The organism is Streptomyces sp. GLSS-08, assembly GCF_056387915.1.
This window is the reverse complement of sequence record NZ_JBWJAQ010000003.1, coordinates 362,172-376,611: the sequence shown is the minus strand read 5'-3', so window position 1 is coordinate 376,611 and position 14,440 is coordinate 362,172. Positions and strand designations below refer to the sequence as shown.

At 72.9% G+C, this 14,440-nt stretch carries 13 protein-coding genes and 1 pseudogene; 7 read left to right on the top strand and 7 right to left on the bottom strand.

Annotated elements, in window-relative coordinates; all coding sequences use genetic code 11:
* Positions 1-68: 68 nt before the first annotated feature.
* Positions 69-805: pseudogene (locus AC0ZLC_RS07185) on the bottom strand (glycoside hydrolase family 75 protein).
* A 365-nt stretch (positions 806-1,170) separates the two neighbouring features.
* Here AC0ZLC_RS07185 and AC0ZLC_RS07180 point away from each other — a divergent pair.
* The 3 genes from AC0ZLC_RS07180 to AC0ZLC_RS07170 all read left to right on the top strand — a co-directional run bounded on the left by AC0ZLC_RS07180 (position 1,171) and on the right by AC0ZLC_RS07170 (position 3,853).
* On the top strand, positions 1,171-2,205 hold the full coding sequence (locus AC0ZLC_RS07180; protein ID WP_476751034.1) for a fibronectin type III domain-containing protein: 1,035 nt from the start codon (positions 1,171-1,173) through the stop codon (positions 2,203-2,205).
* A 10-nt stretch (positions 2,206-2,215) separates the two neighbouring features.
* Complete coding sequence (locus AC0ZLC_RS07175) at positions 2,216-3,142, top strand: LysR family transcriptional regulator (protein WP_476751033.1); 927 nt, start codon at positions 2,216-2,218, stop codon at positions 3,140-3,142.
* Positions 3,143-3,325: 183 nt separating this feature from the next.
* Positions 3,326-3,853 (top strand): hypothetical protein, encoded by a 528-nt coding sequence (locus AC0ZLC_RS07170; protein ID WP_476751032.1) that lies wholly within the window; start codon positions 3,326-3,328, stop codon positions 3,851-3,853.
* An 18-nt stretch (positions 3,854-3,871) separates the two neighbouring features.
* Here the strand turns inward: AC0ZLC_RS07170 and AC0ZLC_RS07165 are convergent, their stop codons facing one another.
* Both AC0ZLC_RS07165 and AC0ZLC_RS07160 read right to left on the bottom strand, forming a co-directional pair.
* Positions 3,872-4,492: a PadR family transcriptional regulator gene (locus AC0ZLC_RS07165; protein WP_476751031.1), complete on the bottom strand. Its 621-nt coding sequence runs from the start codon at positions 4,490-4,492 to the stop codon at positions 3,872-3,874.
* Positions 4,493-4,620: 128 nt separating this feature from the next.
* Positions 4,621-6,636, bottom strand: a complete 2,016-nt coding sequence (locus AC0ZLC_RS07160) for an oxidoreductase (protein WP_476751030.1) — start codon at positions 6,634-6,636, stop codon at positions 4,621-4,623.
* A gap of 285 nt (positions 6,637-6,921) precedes the next feature.
* On the opposite strand from AC0ZLC_RS07160, the gene AC0ZLC_RS07155 reads away from it, so the two are divergent.
* The 3 genes from AC0ZLC_RS07155 to AC0ZLC_RS07145 all read left to right on the top strand — a co-directional run bounded on the left by AC0ZLC_RS07155 (position 6,922) and on the right by AC0ZLC_RS07145 (position 9,919).
* Positions 6,922-7,341, top strand: coding sequence for an FKBP-type peptidyl-prolyl cis-trans isomerase (locus AC0ZLC_RS07155; protein ID WP_476751029.1), 420 nt, complete (start codon positions 6,922-6,924; stop codon positions 7,339-7,341).
* Positions 7,342-7,764: 423 nt separating this feature from the next.
* Positions 7,765-9,312 (top strand): M1 family metallopeptidase, encoded by a 1,548-nt coding sequence (locus tag AC0ZLC_RS07150; protein WP_476751028.1) that lies wholly within the window; start codon positions 7,765-7,767, stop codon positions 9,310-9,312.
* A gap of 91 nt (positions 9,313-9,403) precedes the next feature.
* Positions 9,404-9,919, top strand: coding sequence for an FG-GAP repeat protein (locus AC0ZLC_RS07145; protein ID WP_476751027.1), 516 nt, complete (start codon positions 9,404-9,406; stop codon positions 9,917-9,919).
* Here AC0ZLC_RS07145 and AC0ZLC_RS07140 read toward each other — a convergent pair.
* Entirely contained in the window at positions 9,815-10,594 is a 780-nt protein-coding gene (locus tag AC0ZLC_RS07140; RefSeq protein ID WP_476751026.1) for a putative protein N(5)-glutamine methyltransferase, read from the bottom strand. The two genes, AC0ZLC_RS07145 and AC0ZLC_RS07140, sit on opposite strands and share 105 nt — an antisense overlap.
* 172 nt (positions 10,595-10,766) lie before the next feature.
* Entirely contained in the window at positions 10,767-11,852 is a 1,086-nt protein-coding gene (locus AC0ZLC_RS07135) for an ABC-2 transporter permease (RefSeq protein ID WP_476751199.1), read from the bottom strand.
* A gap of 179 nt (positions 11,853-12,031) precedes the next feature.
* On the opposite strand from AC0ZLC_RS07135, the gene AC0ZLC_RS07130 reads away from it, so the two are divergent.
* A complete protein-coding gene (locus AC0ZLC_RS07130) occupies positions 12,032-12,445 on the top strand; it encodes a MarR family winged helix-turn-helix transcriptional regulator (RefSeq protein ID WP_476751198.1) in 414 nt (137 codons plus the stop codon).
* A 114-nt stretch (positions 12,446-12,559) separates the two neighbouring features.
* Here the strand turns inward: AC0ZLC_RS07130 and AC0ZLC_RS07125 are convergent, their stop codons facing one another.
* Both AC0ZLC_RS07125 and AC0ZLC_RS07120 read right to left on the bottom strand, forming a co-directional pair.
* The gene (locus AC0ZLC_RS07125; protein WP_476751025.1) at positions 12,560-13,333 is read right to left on the bottom strand and encodes a GNAT family N-acetyltransferase; all 774 of its coding nucleotides are present in this window, start codon (positions 13,331-13,333) and stop codon (positions 12,560-12,562) included.
* The gene (locus tag AC0ZLC_RS07120; protein WP_476751024.1) at positions 13,330-14,250 is read right to left on the bottom strand and encodes an NADP-dependent oxidoreductase; all 921 of its coding nucleotides are present in this window, start codon (positions 14,248-14,250) and stop codon (positions 13,330-13,332) included. The genes AC0ZLC_RS07125 and AC0ZLC_RS07120 overlap by 4 nt, the downstream gene beginning before the upstream one ends.
* Positions 14,251-14,440: the final 190 nt, after the last annotated feature.

The window sequence follows — 14,440 nt, the reverse complement described above, 5'->3', positions numbered from 1 at the left end:
CCTGGTGGGCGGGGGCTCGGTCGTGTCCGGTCCTGCCCGGACACGACCGTGATCGGTCGGGCGGGCGCTCAGTTCCGGTTCTCGGCGAGGAACTTCCGCGCCAGCGTCCTGCCCCGGGCCGCCGTGGCCCGGTGGTCCCCGATCGGGGACCCGCCGGAGTTCTCGAACACGATGTATGTGACACCGGAGGGCACACCGCCGCCGCGCGGGTCGGTCCGGATGCCGAGGCCCCGGGCGGCCGCGTACGACGCCTCGCCGATGATGTCGCGCGGTCCGACGTCGCCGACGACGGCGTACTGGACGCGGCCGCGGTGGATGAGGGCGGCGACGGACCCTCCGGTGATGCCGTGGTCGCGGTGGTTCCAGACGGTGCCGGGGGACGGCACGACGATGTACGGCAGGGTCTCGGCGCTCAAGTGGCGCCCGTCGGACTGCTGAAAGGCCGTCATGGACGAGAAGAGCGGGTCGGTGCGCCGGTTGCAGCGGGGGCCGGGCCTGCCGTCGCAGTCGATGTCCAGGTCCGCCTTCCAGAACACGGCCCCGCGGCCGCCGCACACGGGGATGTCGGCGGGGCGTCGTCGTCGCTGCGGTAGCGGCCGCCGGAGACCGGAGCGCAGTGGCGGACCGCGGCGAGAAGCTCGGCCGCGCTGACGTCTCCTTCGCGCACCCGGGGCCGTTCCGTTGCACGCACCGGGGGCCGTTGCGGTCCGGCGGCGGGGGCGGGGGGCGGCGGTTTCGCGGGCAGCGTGGTGGGGGCGAGCAGGGCGGCGCAGGCCGCGGCCAACGTCAGCGACTGGACACGCACGATGAGGAACCCTTTTTCCTGGGCGACACTGACGGGCACTCAACCAGATCTGGGCCGGGTCGCGCAGGCCGTCCACCGGTGAGCGTCCGGATGGCGCACGACCTCGGTCCGGCCCAGGTCACGGTCGGTGGACCGGCGTTGTCGCGGAGGGTCGGCCGGGCGAGCGGGGTTGATGCGGGCCCGGGCCCGCTCCGCCGGCCTGGGCGCGGCATCGGCGACGACGTCGGTCCGCACCGATGGGCGTGAACTCCCGCGGAGAGAGCACGAGTTCACGCCGCGTCAGGAATCGGCACACGGAGCACCCGGCGGATGTGGCGACCGGCTCCTCTCCTCTTCCCGCCACCTCTTGATGTGTTCGCGCCGACATGGCATACAGGTACAGACCAATCCGGTCGAGGGAAGGCGGGGCCGTGCGACGCACTCGCATATCGGTGATCTGCGGCTCGCTGCTCCTGGTGGCGTCCTGCGGCTGGGGCGGCGGCCAGGACGACGGGCGGAGCGGCCGGCTGCCGTCGGCCCCGGTGGGCGTCACCGCCGCGGCCGGCAGCGCGACCAGCGTGCACGTGATGTGGAACCTCGCCACGGGCGACCCCCAGATCGCCGGTTACGAGGTGTACCGGGGCGGCAGGAAGGTGAAGGACGTGCCGGGGACGGAGCACATGGTGGACGTCACCCGGCTCGCGCCGGCCACCACCTACGCCTTCACGGTCCGGGCGCGGGCCGCCGGCGGGGACGTCGGGCCGCCCAGCAGACGGGTGCGCGCCACCACCCCCGCGGCGACCGCGGCCGACCACCGCGCACCGACCCGCCCTGGGCACCCCGGTGGCAGAGTGCTCGGGGCCCGGGCGGTCCAGCTGTCCTGGGGCCGCTCCACGGACGACAGGCGCGTCGCCTCGTACGACATCCACCAGGGCGGCTCGAAGATCCACAGCGTGGGCGGCGGACAGACGGCCGCCGTGATCACCGGGCTGCGGCCCGGCACCCGCTACTCCTTCACCGTGCGGGCGCGTGACGCGGCGGACAACGTGTCGCCGCCCGGCGGGCCGGTCCGGCTCACCACCGCGCCGGGTCCGGGTGACGGCCGGGACACGGCACCGGCCGGCTTCCGGGCCACCACGCACACGTCCGACGGCGCCTACTCCCTCGACCTGTCCTGGGTCCCGCCGAAGACGGACGGCGTGATCACGGAGTACCAGATCCGGCTGGACGGGCGGGCGGCGACCTCCCTGGTGTGGGGCGGCACTCCCCCGGCCGGCCGGGCCTCCTACAGCTTCTACATCGGCCGCGAGGCCGGCATCACCCACCGGGTGCGGATCCGGGCGAAGCTGCCGGACGGCACCTGGGGCGGCTTCTCGGCAGAGCGGACCGTGACGACGGGAGCGAGCGATAGGCGGGGCTAGGGTTGATCACATGGCCCATAGGGATTCACATACCGCTCCGCTGGACCTGACGCAGCTGCGCACCTTCCTCGCCGTCCACCGCGCCGGGTCGTTCACGGCGGCGGCGCGCCTGCTCGGTCTCTCCCAGCCGACGGTGACGACGCAGATGCGGGCGCTGGAGGAGCAGCTGGGCCGTGAGCTGTTCGAGCGGCAGCCGCGCGGGGTGACGCCCACGGCGGTGGCGGACGAGCTGGCCGCGCAGGTGGCGGCGCCGCTGGACGCGCTCACCGCCGTCGCGGAGCGCGGCGGGCCGGGCGCCGACCAGGTACCCGAACCCGTCCACGTGGCGGGGCCGGCCGAGCTGCTGTGCACCCGCGCCCTGCCCGCGCTCGCGCCGCTGACGGCCCGGGGCGTCCGGCTGCGGGTCGGCACGGGCCTGACGGACGAGCTGCTCGACGGGCTGCGCGGCGGCCGGTACGACCTGGTGATCGCGACGCGCAGGCCGCGCGGGCGCGCGCTGACGTCCGTGCCGCTGGGCGACGAGGAGTTCGTGCTGGTGGCGTCGCCCGCGTGGGCCGACCGCATCGGCCCCGAGCGGGTGGCCGCCGAGGGGGCAGGCGCACTGCGCGGGGTGCCCCTCGTGTCGTACGCCGAGGATCTGCCCATCGCACGGCGCTACTGGCGGCACGTCTTCGGTGTGCGGCTCACCGGGCAGGCCGCGATCACGGTGCCCGATCTGCGCGGGGTACGGGCGGCGGTCGCCGCCGGTGCCGGGGTCAGCGTGCTCCCGCGCTACCTGTGCTCGGAGGAGCTGGCCTCGGGAGCGCTGATGCCCCTGCTGTCGCCCGAGGACCCGCCGATCAACACCGCGTACCTGGCGCAGCGTCCCGGGGCACCGGACAATCCCCATGTCTCGCTTGTCCGGGAGCGGCTGCTCCAGGCCGGGCGCACGTGGTGACCCGGTCCTCCTGAGCGGCGGCCCGCGCCCGCCGTTCGACGGAGTCCGTCACCTGCCCGGCCCCCCTCCGCATGCGGTCCCGTTCCGGGGCGCGTTGGCTCTCCCTGAGGCAGCACGGCCGCTTCCCCATCCAAGGCGGCTCATGGGATGTACCGCCAACCGTGCCTCTGGAGGGCAAGTCCTATGCGTACCACTCAGATATTCCTTCGCTCCGGCCTGACCGTGGCCGCCGCCGCGCTTCCCTTCACCCTGGCCGCCGGGTCGGCCACCGCGTGGGGTGCGGGGATCTCGGTGAGCACCAGCGGGTCGACGGTCTCGGTCACCACCAGTGCCTGCACGGGCAGCGGTGCCCGCTTCGGCAACGCGTCGCTGCTCACCAGCGGCCAGTCGAGTTTCGCCCAGGGCCGCCAGGCGGCGCTGACGGGGACCAGCAACAGTCAGATGGCCACCTGGTCGGGCGTGGGCTCGGGCACCTACACGGTCATCGTGGTGTGCCAGAACGGGACCACGGCGGGCACCCAGTCGATCGTCGTCTCCGCTCCCACGATCTCCGCGACGGCATCCCCGTCGCGCGGTGTCATGGGTGGTGTGGGCGGCGCCGCGAAGGACTACGGCACGCTCACCCTGGCGGGCGGCGGCGCGCTCGTGGCCGCGGGCACCGTGGCGGCCGCCTGGTTCCTGCGCCGGCGCGCGAAGCCGCACCGGCTCTGACCGCGGGGCCGACGCCCGTCACCCGGGCGGCCGTCCGTCGGCTCCGGCCGGCCGGGCGGCCTCCCGCCCGTCGGCGACTCCCTGCTCGTGGGCGGGCAACCGGTCGCGCACCTGCTCGAACTCCGAGAGCGCATGGGTCAGCCACCGGGTCCAGAACGTCTCCAGGTCGATCCCGGCCCGCAGCACGAGGTGCTGCAGGCGCTGCTGGGGGTTGTCGTTGCCGGGCGGGAAGTCCCGCTCCTGGATCTCCTCGTACTCCGCCAACTGCCGCCGGTGCAGGTCCAGATGGCGGCGCAGGTCCGCTTCGATGCCGTCGGTGCCGACCACCGCGCAGGCACGCAGGCGCAGCAGCATGGTGTCGCGCATCGGCTTGGGATCCTGTGCGGCGGCGGTCCAGCGGGCCAGTTCGGCGCGGCCCGCCGCGAGCACCTCGTAGCTCTTCTTCTGGCCCCGGGCGGGCTGCTCGGCCGGCAGGGCGCGGATGAGACCCGCGGCCTCCAGTTTTCCCAGCTCGCGGTAGATCTGCTGGTGCGTCGCCGACCAGAAGTAGCCGATGGACTTGTCGAACCGCCGGGTCAGCTCCAGCCCCGACGACGGCTTCTCCAGCAGGGCGGTGAGGATCGCGTGCGGCAGTGACATGGGCTCATCCTAGGGAGGGCCGCCCACCGGGCCGCTCTCCCGCTCTCGTGCCGTGACCTGCGCGGCAGGTCCTCATGGCCGTCCTGCCGTTCCCGTCCGTCTCGCGACGGGAACGGCAGGGCAGGCCCTCAGAGCGCCGCCGCGAGTTCCGTGCCCTGCTTGATCGCGCGCTTGGCGTCCAGTTCGGCGGCGACGTCGGCGCCGCCGATGAGGTGGACGCTGCGGCCGGCGGCGAGCAGTTCCTCGTACAGGTCGCGGCGCGGCTCCTGGCCGGTGCACAGCACGACCGTGTCCACCTCCAGGACCTGGCTGACGCCGTCCACCGTCAGGTGCAGTCCGGCGTCGTCGATCCGGTCGTACCGGACGCCCGGGACCATGGTCACGCCGCGGTGCTTCAGTTCGGTGCGGTGGATCCAGCCGGTGGTCTTGCCGAGTCCGGCGCCGACCTTGGACGTCTTGCGCTGGAGGAGGTGGACGGTGCGCGGCGGGGCGGGCCGCTCGGGTGCCGTGAGACCGCCGGGGGCCCGGTAGTCCATGTCGACGCCCCAGTGCCGGAAGTACGTGGCCGGGTCCTCGCTCGCCTTGTCGCCGCTGTCGGTCAGGTACTCGGCGACGTCGAAACCGATGCCGCCCGCGCCGAGGATCGCGACCCGGTCGCCGACGGGGGCGCCGTCGCGCAGGACGTCGAGGTAGCCGACGACGCTGGGGTGGTCGACGCCCGGGATGTCGGGGGTGCGCGGGCCGACGCCCGTGGCGACGACGACCTCGTCGTACGCGGAGACGTCCTCGGCGGCGATCCGGGTGTTCAACCGGACGTCGACGCCGTGCAGTTCGAGCTGGGTACGGAAGTAGCGGATCGTCTCGTCGAACTCCTGCTTGCCGGGGACCCTGCGGGCCACGTTGAGCTGGCCGCCGACTTCGCCCGCGGCGTCGTAGAGGGTGACGTCGTGGCCGCGCTCGGCGGCGGAGACCGCGCAGGCGAGTCCGGCGGGACCGGCGCCCACCACGGCGACGCGCTTGCGCAGGCGGGTCGGCGTGAGGACCAGCTCCGTCTCGTGGCAGGCGCGCGGGTTGACCAGGCAGGAGGTGATCTTGCCGCCGAAGGTGTGGTCGAGGCAGGCCTGGTTGCAGCCGATGCAGGTGTTGATGGTCTCGGGCCGTCCCGCCTCCGCCTTGGCGACGAAGTCGGGGTCCGCGAGCATCGGACGCGCCAGGGACACCATGTCGGCGTGCCCGTCGGCGAGCAACCGCTCGGCGATCTCCGGGGTGTTGATGCGGTTGGTGGTCACCAGGGGGACCGAGACGGCGCCCATCACCTTCTTGGTCACCCAGGCGTACGCGCCGCGCGGCACCGAGGTCGCGATGGTCGGGATGCGCGCCTCGTGCCAGCCGATGCCGGTGTTGATGATCGTCGCCCCGGCGGCCTCCACGGCCCTGGCCAGGGTGATGACCTCGTCCAGCGAGGACCCCCCGGGCACCAGGTCGAGCATCGAGAGCCGGTAGATGATGATGAAGTCGTCACCGACCGCCTCGCGGACCCGCTTGACGATCTCCACGGGGAAGCGCATCCGGTTCTCGTACGAGCCGCCCCAGCGGTCCTCGCGGCGGTTGGTCTGTGCGGCGATGAACTCGTTGATCAGGTAGCCCTCGGAGCCCATGATCTCGACGCCGTCGTACCCGGCCCGCCGGGCCAGCCGGGCGGCGCGCGCGTAGTCGTCGATGGTCTGCTCGACCTCGGCGTCGGTGAGCGCGTGCGGCGGGAAGGGGCTGATCGGCGCCTGGAGAGCACTCGGCGCGACGAGGTCCTGGTGGTAGGCGTACCGCCCGAAGTGCAGGATCTGCATGGCGATCCTGCCGCCCTCGCGGTGCACCGCGGCGGTGATCCCGCTGTGCTGCTCGGCCTCCGCCTCGGTGGTCAGCTTCGCCCCGCCCTCGTAGGGGCGTCCCGCGTCGTTGGGGGCGATGCCACCGGTGACGATGAGCCCGACGCCGCCGCGGGCCCGGGTGGCGTAGAACTCCGCCATGCGCTCGAAGCCGCGCTCGGCCTCCTCGAGGCCCACGTGCATGGAGCCCATGATCACGCGGTTGGGCAGCGTGGTGAAGCCCAGGTCGAGCGGGTTCAGCAGGTGCGGGTAACGACTCATCGGGCCCTCCGTGCGCGGTGTGGTGTGTCTGTTCTAGACGACCGCAGGATGGTTATGCAACTAGTTGCACAAGCGGAGGGACCGAGGTCACACGGGGGCCGGGGGTGGAGGCGCACGGCAGCCGGGGACGGGCCGGACACCGCAGAGGACCCGGGCGCGCAGCCACGGCACGGGGTGCGCCTGGGAGCATGCGCATGGCCGGTAGCGTGATCGTCTGCCGCATGGAAGGTCCATGTGCCCGGCCGGCCCGTGCGAGGGATCCCGGTGGCGAGCGAGGAGGTCGCGATGAGCGAACTGACAAAGCCGAGCATCGAGGTTCCCGAGGGTGACGCGCCCTCCGAGCTGACGATCCGGGACCTGGTGGTCGGGGACGGACCCGAAGCGCTGCCGGGCAGGGTCGTCCAGGTTCACTACGTAGGGGTCACCTTCGCATCCGGAAAGGAGTTCGACTCCTCCTGGGAACTGGGCCGGCCGTTCAAGTTCGCCGTGGGCGGCGGCAGGGCCATCAAGGGCTGGGACCGGGGAGTGAGGGGAATGAAGGTCGGCGGCCGCCGCGAGATCATCGTTCCTCCGCGTCTCGGCTACGGCAGGCAGTCCCCGTCTCCGCTGATCCCGGCGGGCTCGACACTGATCTTCGTCGTGGACCTTCTCACGGTCGTGGGCGGGCCCGCGGGGGCGGCGCCCGGCTTCACGGGCTCGGCCTGAGCGTGGCGCTCCTGATGGGCCGGGGACACCAGGGCGGTGCCACGTGGGGACGTCTGCGGTCATTGACAGACACCTGGTCACCCCGTGGCGCGCGAGGTGACGGTCCGTCAAGGCAGTTTCTGCCGCGGTGATCCGATGGTTGATGGTCACGCGGATGGGCCGGCGCCCGGCATGGCCGCGGGCCTGAGCGCAAGTCCGCAGGCGCGCGTCCGTTCGGCCTGCGGCGACCGTCCGCCGATCCCGAACTGTCCACCACCGGTGGGTGGTTCGGTCACGTGGTACGCGGTCGACCCCACTGTTTTCCGGACCTTTCGGGCCGGCTCCTGCTGCGGGCAACCAAACGGCCCCTTCGCTGATCTAGACGGGTGATCGGACTCACCGACGGCCGGCGTGACCACCCGGCCGCCCCAGCGAAAGCGGACCATGAGATATCGCTCCAGAGTGACGGCCCCCGCGGCCGCGTTGTTCGGCACAGCGACCGCACTGACCTTGGGCACTGCCGCCCACGCTTCCCCCAACCCCGACGGGCCGGGGACCCCGGGCTCCGAGACTCTCGGCGACCCGGTCTTCCCGAGCCTCGGCAACGAGGGCTTTTCCGTGTCCTCGTACGACCTCGACTTCGCTTACGACACCGCTACCGGGCTCGTCCAGGCCACTGCGACGCTGAGCGTCCACGCGGACCGAGTGCTCAGCCGGCTCGCGCTCGACGCCCTGGGGCTCGACATCCGTGCGGTGGACGTCGACCGCCGCTCCGCCACCTGGGAGCAGGCCGACGAAAAGCTGCGCATCACTCCGGCCAGGCCCTTGCCGCCGAAGAAGGCCGTGACCCTTCGCATCGAATACTCCGCCGATCCGCGCCGCGCCCTGTCCCACACCGCCTGGGTGCCCACAGCGGACGGCTTCGCGATCTGCCCCCAGCCGAACTCCGCGCACACCGTCTTCCCCTGCAACGACCACCCCTCGGACAAGGCCGACTTCTCCTTCCGCCTGACGGTCCCCAACGGGCTGCGCGCGGTCGCGAACGGCCGGCTCACCTGCACCGAGAAACTCTCCGACGGCCGTACCGCGTACTCGTACCGATCGGCCTCCCCGATCGCCACCGAACTCGTCCAGATCACCGTTGGCGATTACGTGATCAAGGAGCGGCAGGGGCCGCACGGACTGCCGCTGCGCGACGTCGTCCCGACCGCCCGCGCCGAGGCCCTTGAGCCGGCCCTCTCCCTGACGCCGGGTCTGGTGGCCTGGCTGGAGGACCGCTTGGGGGCCTACCCGTTCGAGACGTACGGGCTGCTGCCGTGCAACTCCGACGACCCGGCGGCTTTCGACTTCACCGGACTGGAGACCCAGACACTCACCCTCTACAAGCCGAACTTCCTGCTCCAGGAGGAGAAGAAGATCGGCTCGCACATGATGCACGAACTGGTCCACTCGTACTTCGGCAACCTCGTCAGCCCGGCCACCTGGGCGGACCTGTGGCTGAACGAGGGGCACGCCGACTACTACGGCCTCCTGTACCGGTACGAGCGCGGCTGGACCGACTCCCTCGGGCTGACCAGCATGGAAGCCCGGATGAAGGACACCTACGCCAGGGGCGACCAGTGGCGCCGTGACTCCGGCCCGGTCGCCGCCCCCAACGCGGTCAACCTCTTCGACAGCCAGCGCTACCTCGGCGGCGTCCTCGTCCTGTACGCCTTCCGCGAGCTGGTCGGAGAGGAGGTCTTCAACCGCGTCGAGCGGGCGTTCCTCGATCGCTTCCGCAACTCCGCGGCCACGACGGATGACTACATAGCCGTGGCCTCGACGGTCTCGGGCCAGGACCAGTCCGGCTTCCTGCGGGACTGGCTCTACGGCACGAAGACTCCGCGCATGCCCGGCCACCCCGACTGGACGGTGAACGCAGCGGCTCCGTCCCTCGCCGCACCGCACAGCCTGCGTCAGGGGCACTGGCACGAGAACTCCGCGACGCTCTGAGCGACGCGACCAGGGGCGGGGCCCACTGAGGCCCCCGCCCCTGGTCCCGTGGCTCTCCGGCGAGTCTGAGATCAGGGGATGCCCTGACGGCATGCGAGCGGCTCGGAGATCCGACCTCCTTCGGGTCCGGCCGGCGGCGCAGGCTGTCACGATTCAGAGCGGAGTCCCGCCGAGGTCCGCCGGTCGTGGTCGTGGTGCGCTCCTCGGTTCATCCCCCCGCACGGGATCACTTCAGGGCACCGCCGGCGCCGTCGTCGTCCTGTACGGGTCGGCGTCATCGGTGGGCACCACGCGGCGCACGGTCATCACACAGGCGACCTCCGGTATCCCCGGCGACCCGGAGGAATGGGACGCATTCGGCACGACGGTCACCAGCGCCGACCTGGATCGGGACGGCTACGCGGATCCGATCGTCGGCACCCCGAGGGAAAAGGTCGGCGACAAAGAGTCCCGGGGTTCCGCGACCGTCGTATGGGGCGGGCCCCGATCCAAACGCGACTGCCTAGCCGGGCCGGACTCCGATGACGACGTGGGCGTACATCTCCTCGGAGACCGCGAGGCGCGGGACGAGACCGCTGCGGGCGAGGACGTCGAGGGCCGCCGGTGACTGGAGTTCGCTCGTCTCCACGAGCAGGCAGCCGCCGGGTGCCAGCCAGTGCGGAGCGTCGGCGGCGACGCGGCGCAGCACGTCCAGGCCGTCGGCACCCCCGTCGAGGGCCATCAGCGGTTCGTGGTCGCGCGCCTCCGGAGGCAGCAGGCCGACCTCCCCGGTGGGGACGTAGGGCACGTTCGCGGCCAGGACGTCGACGCGCCCGCGCAGGGTGCCGGGCAGCGCGTCGAACAGGTCGCCCTCGTACACCCGGCCTCCGAAGGCGGCGACGTTGCGGCGGGCGCAGCGCACCGCCGCCGGGTCGATGTCGGCGGCGTGCAGCTCGGACCCGTCGAGGGAGTCGGCGAGTGCCGCGCCCACCGCGCCCGAGCCGCAGCACAGGTCCACGACGACGGCCGCCCGCCGGGCCTGCGCGACGGCCTGGCCGACGAGGAACTCGGTGCGGCGGCGGGGCACGAAGACGCCCGTGTCCACGGTGATGCGCAGTCCGTGGAACTCGGCCCAGCCGACGACATGTTCCAGGGGCAGACCCGCGACACGGCGGTCGACCATGGCGGCGGCCTCGGCCCGGTCACGGGCGGTTGCGAGGATCAACTCCGCTTCGTCCTCGGCGAACACACAGCCTGCGGTGCGAAGTGCTGCGACGACGGCGGAAAGTGAGAGGGAGGGCATGGAAGCCGAGAGCCTTTCGATGAACCGAAGGGCGCTCTCGCGGGCACCTAGAACAGGCGACCCGTGTTGCCTAGGGGTGAGAGCACCCGGCCTGACACAGCGGTAATGGGTCTCACCTCCTGACAACTCCTGGCCGGGGACGTCCACGGCCGCGACCACATTACAGGAACGATCAGACGGCGACCGACTCCTCCAGCTCCTCCTCGGTCTCCTCCTCCTCGGCCCGGACGGAGGCCGAAGTCGCCCCGGGGGACGCCGCTTCGGTGGCCGGCTCCGCCTGCGCGGCGGGGGCGGCGCGACGTGCGCGCGCCCGCTCGGCCGCGCCGGCCGCCGCGGTCACCAGCAGGCCCAGGGCGAGCCAGGCGAGAAGCGTTCCCACATTGCCGGACAGCCCGTCACGGTCGAAGTAGAGGAGGGCGCGGACGCCCTCGACGAATCCCGCCCCGTTCCAGAAGGCGTGCAGGGTGCCGAAGAAGCCGTTCTGCAGTTCGGGCCGGAACAGACCGCCGGAGCTGGTGAAGTTGAGCATCACGAACAGCACCATCATGGCGAGGGTGGTCCACCGCCCGAGGAACGTGTGGAGTCCGACGCCCACGAACAGGATGCCCGCGGAGTAGAGCCAGCTCATCCCCCACACGCCCGCGAGGTCGTGGTGCGCGAGGTGGAAGACCGGCCCGGCGAGCAGCGCGCCGATGACACTCACGACACCGGAGACCGCGACGGCCAGCAGGCCCCGTATCCGCATCGGCAGGGCTGCGCCGGCGGCGCCGAGTGCGGCGACGGAGGCGTACGAGCCGATGCTCAGCGCGACGAGCAGGAAGAACAGGCCCTGCCCCGTGGGGTCGTCGGCGACCGTCGGGGTGACGTCGGTGACCTTCAGCGGCCGGCCCTGCCGGGCGGCGACCGGGGTGAAGACCTTCTCCACGGACAGGGCGCCCATGTCGGACGCGGCGGTGGCCACGAGCAGTTCGGGCGTCCTGCCGTTCGCCGCGTAGGCACCGGTGATGTCACGGGACTCCAGGAGGTCGACCGCCTCGGCGCGGGTCGCGACGGTTCGGACGTCGAGCGCGTCACCCGCCCGGTCCTTGACGGTCTGCGCGAAGACCTTCGTCTCGGCCCCGGAGCCGACGACGGCGACGGGCAGGTGGTTCGGCTCCGGAGTGGCGAAGGCTCCCAGGTAGGCGAGCCCCATACCGACGCACATCAGCAGTGGGGTGATCAGGTGCGTCAGCACGTGGCGCAGGGCCGGGGAGCGCAGGCCGGTGAGCACGGAACCTCCATTGGTTGGCTTATACAACTCACGCTTCAGTTGTACTATACAACCAGGAGAGAGGGAGGTGTTCCGTGACCGTGTCAGGCGAGTCCGGAGAGACTGCCGCGCGGGACGAGGGGACCGGCCGGTCCCCCGACCGGGCGGTCGAGACCATCCAGCGTGAGATGACGGCCTTCGCCCGGCGCGCCCGGGCGTCGGCCGGACGCATGCATCCCGAGCTCTCGCTCGTCTCGTACACCCTGCTGGGGCATCTCGAGGAGCGGGGCGGCTGCCGGGCCACCGACCTCGCCGCGCACTACGCGCTGGACAAGTCCACGGTGAGCCGGCAGGTCGCCGCCCTGGAGCGCGCCGGCCTCGTCGAGCGGCGCCTGGACCCCGAGGACCACCGGGTGCAGGTGCTGCATCTGACACAGGCCGGCACGGCGATCCTCGTCCAGGTGACCGAGAGCCGCAGGACCGCGTTCCGCGAGCGGCTCGACGGCTGGTCCGAGGAGGACCTGACGCGGTTCGCGGGGTACCTGCTGCGGTACAACGGGGCGGGTTCCGACACCCCGGCCGACAACCCTTCCACGGGCTGACCGCGGGGCTTGCGTCCGGCGGACCCCCGTGGTCCGGCGCAACCCGCGGGGCCGCCGGTCGCCCGGGACGATCGGCGCGCTCGCTCCGCCCCGACGGCGGTGGCCCTCGTCTCCTCAGGCGACCGCCGGGGCCGGTGCGTCCGTCGCGTGCTCCGGTACCCGTGCGGCCATGAAGCGGGTGGTGCGCCGCAGCCGGAAGCCCAGGGCCTCGTAGAGCCGGACGGCGTCGGTGTTGCCCGCGCCGGTGTGCAGGAACGGGGTCTCGCCGCGGTCGCGGATGCCGTGCGCGACGGCCAGGACCAGCCGGCCCGCCAGCCCCTGCCCCCGGAAGTCCGGGTCGGTGCAGACGGCGCTGATCTCGGTCCAGCCCGGCGGGTGCAGCCGCTCCCCCGCCATCGCCACGAGAGCGCCGCCGCGGCGGATCCCCAGGTAGGTGCCGAGTTCCACCGTGCGCGGCAGGAACGGGCCGGGCCTGGTGCGCCGGACCAGGTCCAGCATCTCCGGTACGTCGCCGGGACCCAGCCGCACCGCTTCCGGGTCCGGCGCCGCGGCGAGTCCGTCGTCGACGAGCTGGACGCCTTCCACGCTGAAGGTCACCTCCCACCCGGGCGGGAGGTGCCCGCGGAAGCCGGCCAGCGGCGCCTCCCCGCCGGGGCCGACGAGTGCCGCCAGATCCGCCCAGTCGCGGGCGTCGGGTTCCTCCGGGAGCGCCAGCCAAGGGGACACGTCGGCCGGATAGCGCAGCACGCGGCCCCGGCGCTCGGCGAAGCGGGCGTGCGGGCCGGTCAGCGAGGCGAGGGCCGGGTTGTCGAGGACGTGCCGGGCGGCGCTCCCCCGCGGCACCTCGGGACCGGCCGCATGCCGCTCCGTGCGCGCCCCGGTGCTCATGCGGCGACCTCGATCACGATCTTGCCGCGCGCATGGCCGTCCTCGACGAGGCGCAGCGCCTCGCCGGCCCGGTCGAGGGGGAACGTCCGCGTGACGTACGGGCTGAGGCTGCCGTCGGTGACCAGCCGTGCCACCTCGTCGAGCACGGCGGCGGTGCGGGCGCGTGCGACAGCCGCACCGCCGAGCCGCGCCACCGTCTCCCGGTCGGCGCCCGTGACCAGCTTCGAGGTGTCGGGCAGCAAGGTCGCCGCCGCTTCGAGGACCTCGCCTCCTACGAGGTCGAGGACGGCGTCGATCCCGCCCGGAGCGGCGGCCCGTACCCGCTCGGCCAGACGGGGCCCGGACGGGACGTGGACGGCTCCCAGCGACTCGACGAAGTCCTTCTTGCCGTCGCTCGCGACGCCGACGACCCGCACGCCGTACGCCCGGGCGAGCTGGGTGGCCGCGACACCGACACCACCGCCCGCGCCGGTGATCAGCAGGGTCTCGCCGGTCTGCGGCCCGAGCTGGCGCACCGCGTCGTACGCGGTCGCCGCGGCCACCGGCAGCGCGGCGGCGTCCGTGAAGGACAGGGCCGCCGGTTTGTGGGCGGTCACCGTCACCGGCAGGACCGCGTACTCGGCGTATCCGCCGGCCGACGGGTTGCCGAAGACCTCGTCCCCGACCGCGAAGCCGGTCACCTCCGCGCCGACCTCCTCGACGACGCCTGCGACCTCGTTGCCGAAGACCGCGGGCAGCTCACGCGGGGGTCCGCCCGGACGGCGGTAGCCGGTGCGCTGCTTCCAGTCGACGGGATTCACGCCCGCCGCCCGCACCGCGACCAGGATCTCGCGGGGCCCGGGGACCGGCCGCTCCCGGTCGACGAGGGCCTCGGTCTCCGGACCGCCGTACCGGGTGAAAACGTACGCCTTGGGCATGGGCTGCCTCACTCTCCCTTCGCTGCCGCCGGCCGGGCGCCACCGGCGTCGGCACCTACGGCAAGGGACATCACGACACCGCTATTCCCGGGGCCGCGGAGAGTTCATACGGCCGCAACGATCGGGGCCGTCGTCCCCGGGGCGCCGGGCCGGACCCGGGTCCGCGTACGGTTGAATGCGTACGCCGGGA

Bases quoted from the DNA above. Each gene is read 5' to 3' on its own strand.
- AC0ZLC_RS07145 (WP_476751027.1), top strand. From the start codon at position 9,404: ATGCGAGCGGCTCGGAGATCCGACCTCCTTCGGGTCCGGCCGGCGGCG.
- AC0ZLC_RS07160 (WP_476751030.1), bottom strand. From the start codon at position 6,636: ATGAGTCGTTACCCGCACCTGCTGAACCCGCTCGACCTGGGCTTCACC.
- AC0ZLC_RS07180 (WP_476751034.1), top strand. From the start codon at position 1,171: ATGGCATACAGGTACAGACCAATCCGGTCGAGGGAAGGCGGGGCCGTG.
- AC0ZLC_RS07155 (WP_476751029.1), top strand. From the start codon at position 6,922: ATGAGCGAACTGACAAAGCCGAGCATCGAGGTTCCCGAGGGTGACGCG.
- AC0ZLC_RS07140 (WP_476751026.1), bottom strand. From the start codon at position 10,594: ATGCCCTCCCTCTCACTTTCCGCCGTCGTCGCAGCACTTCGCACCGCA.
- AC0ZLC_RS07170 (WP_476751032.1), top strand. From the start codon at position 3,326: ATGCGTACCACTCAGATATTCCTTCGCTCCGGCCTGACCGTGGCCGCC.
- AC0ZLC_RS07150 (WP_476751028.1), top strand. From the start codon at position 7,765: ATGAGATATCGCTCCAGAGTGACGGCCCCCGCGGCCGCGTTGTTCGGC.
- AC0ZLC_RS07130 (WP_476751198.1), top strand. From the start codon at position 12,032: ATGACGGCCTTCGCCCGGCGCGCCCGGGCGTCGGCCGGACGCATGCAT.
- AC0ZLC_RS07125 (WP_476751025.1), bottom strand. From the start codon at position 13,333: ATGAGCACCGGGGCGCGCACGGAGCGGCATGCGGCCGGTCCCGAGGTG.
- AC0ZLC_RS07175 (WP_476751033.1), top strand. From the start codon at position 2,216: ATGGCCCATAGGGATTCACATACCGCTCCGCTGGACCTGACGCAGCTG.
- AC0ZLC_RS07165 (WP_476751031.1), bottom strand. From the start codon at position 4,492: ATGTCACTGCCGCACGCGATCCTCACCGCCCTGCTGGAGAAGCCGTCG.
- AC0ZLC_RS07120 (WP_476751024.1), bottom strand. From the start codon at position 14,250: ATGCCCAAGGCGTACGTTTTCACCCGGTACGGCGGTCCGGAGACCGAG.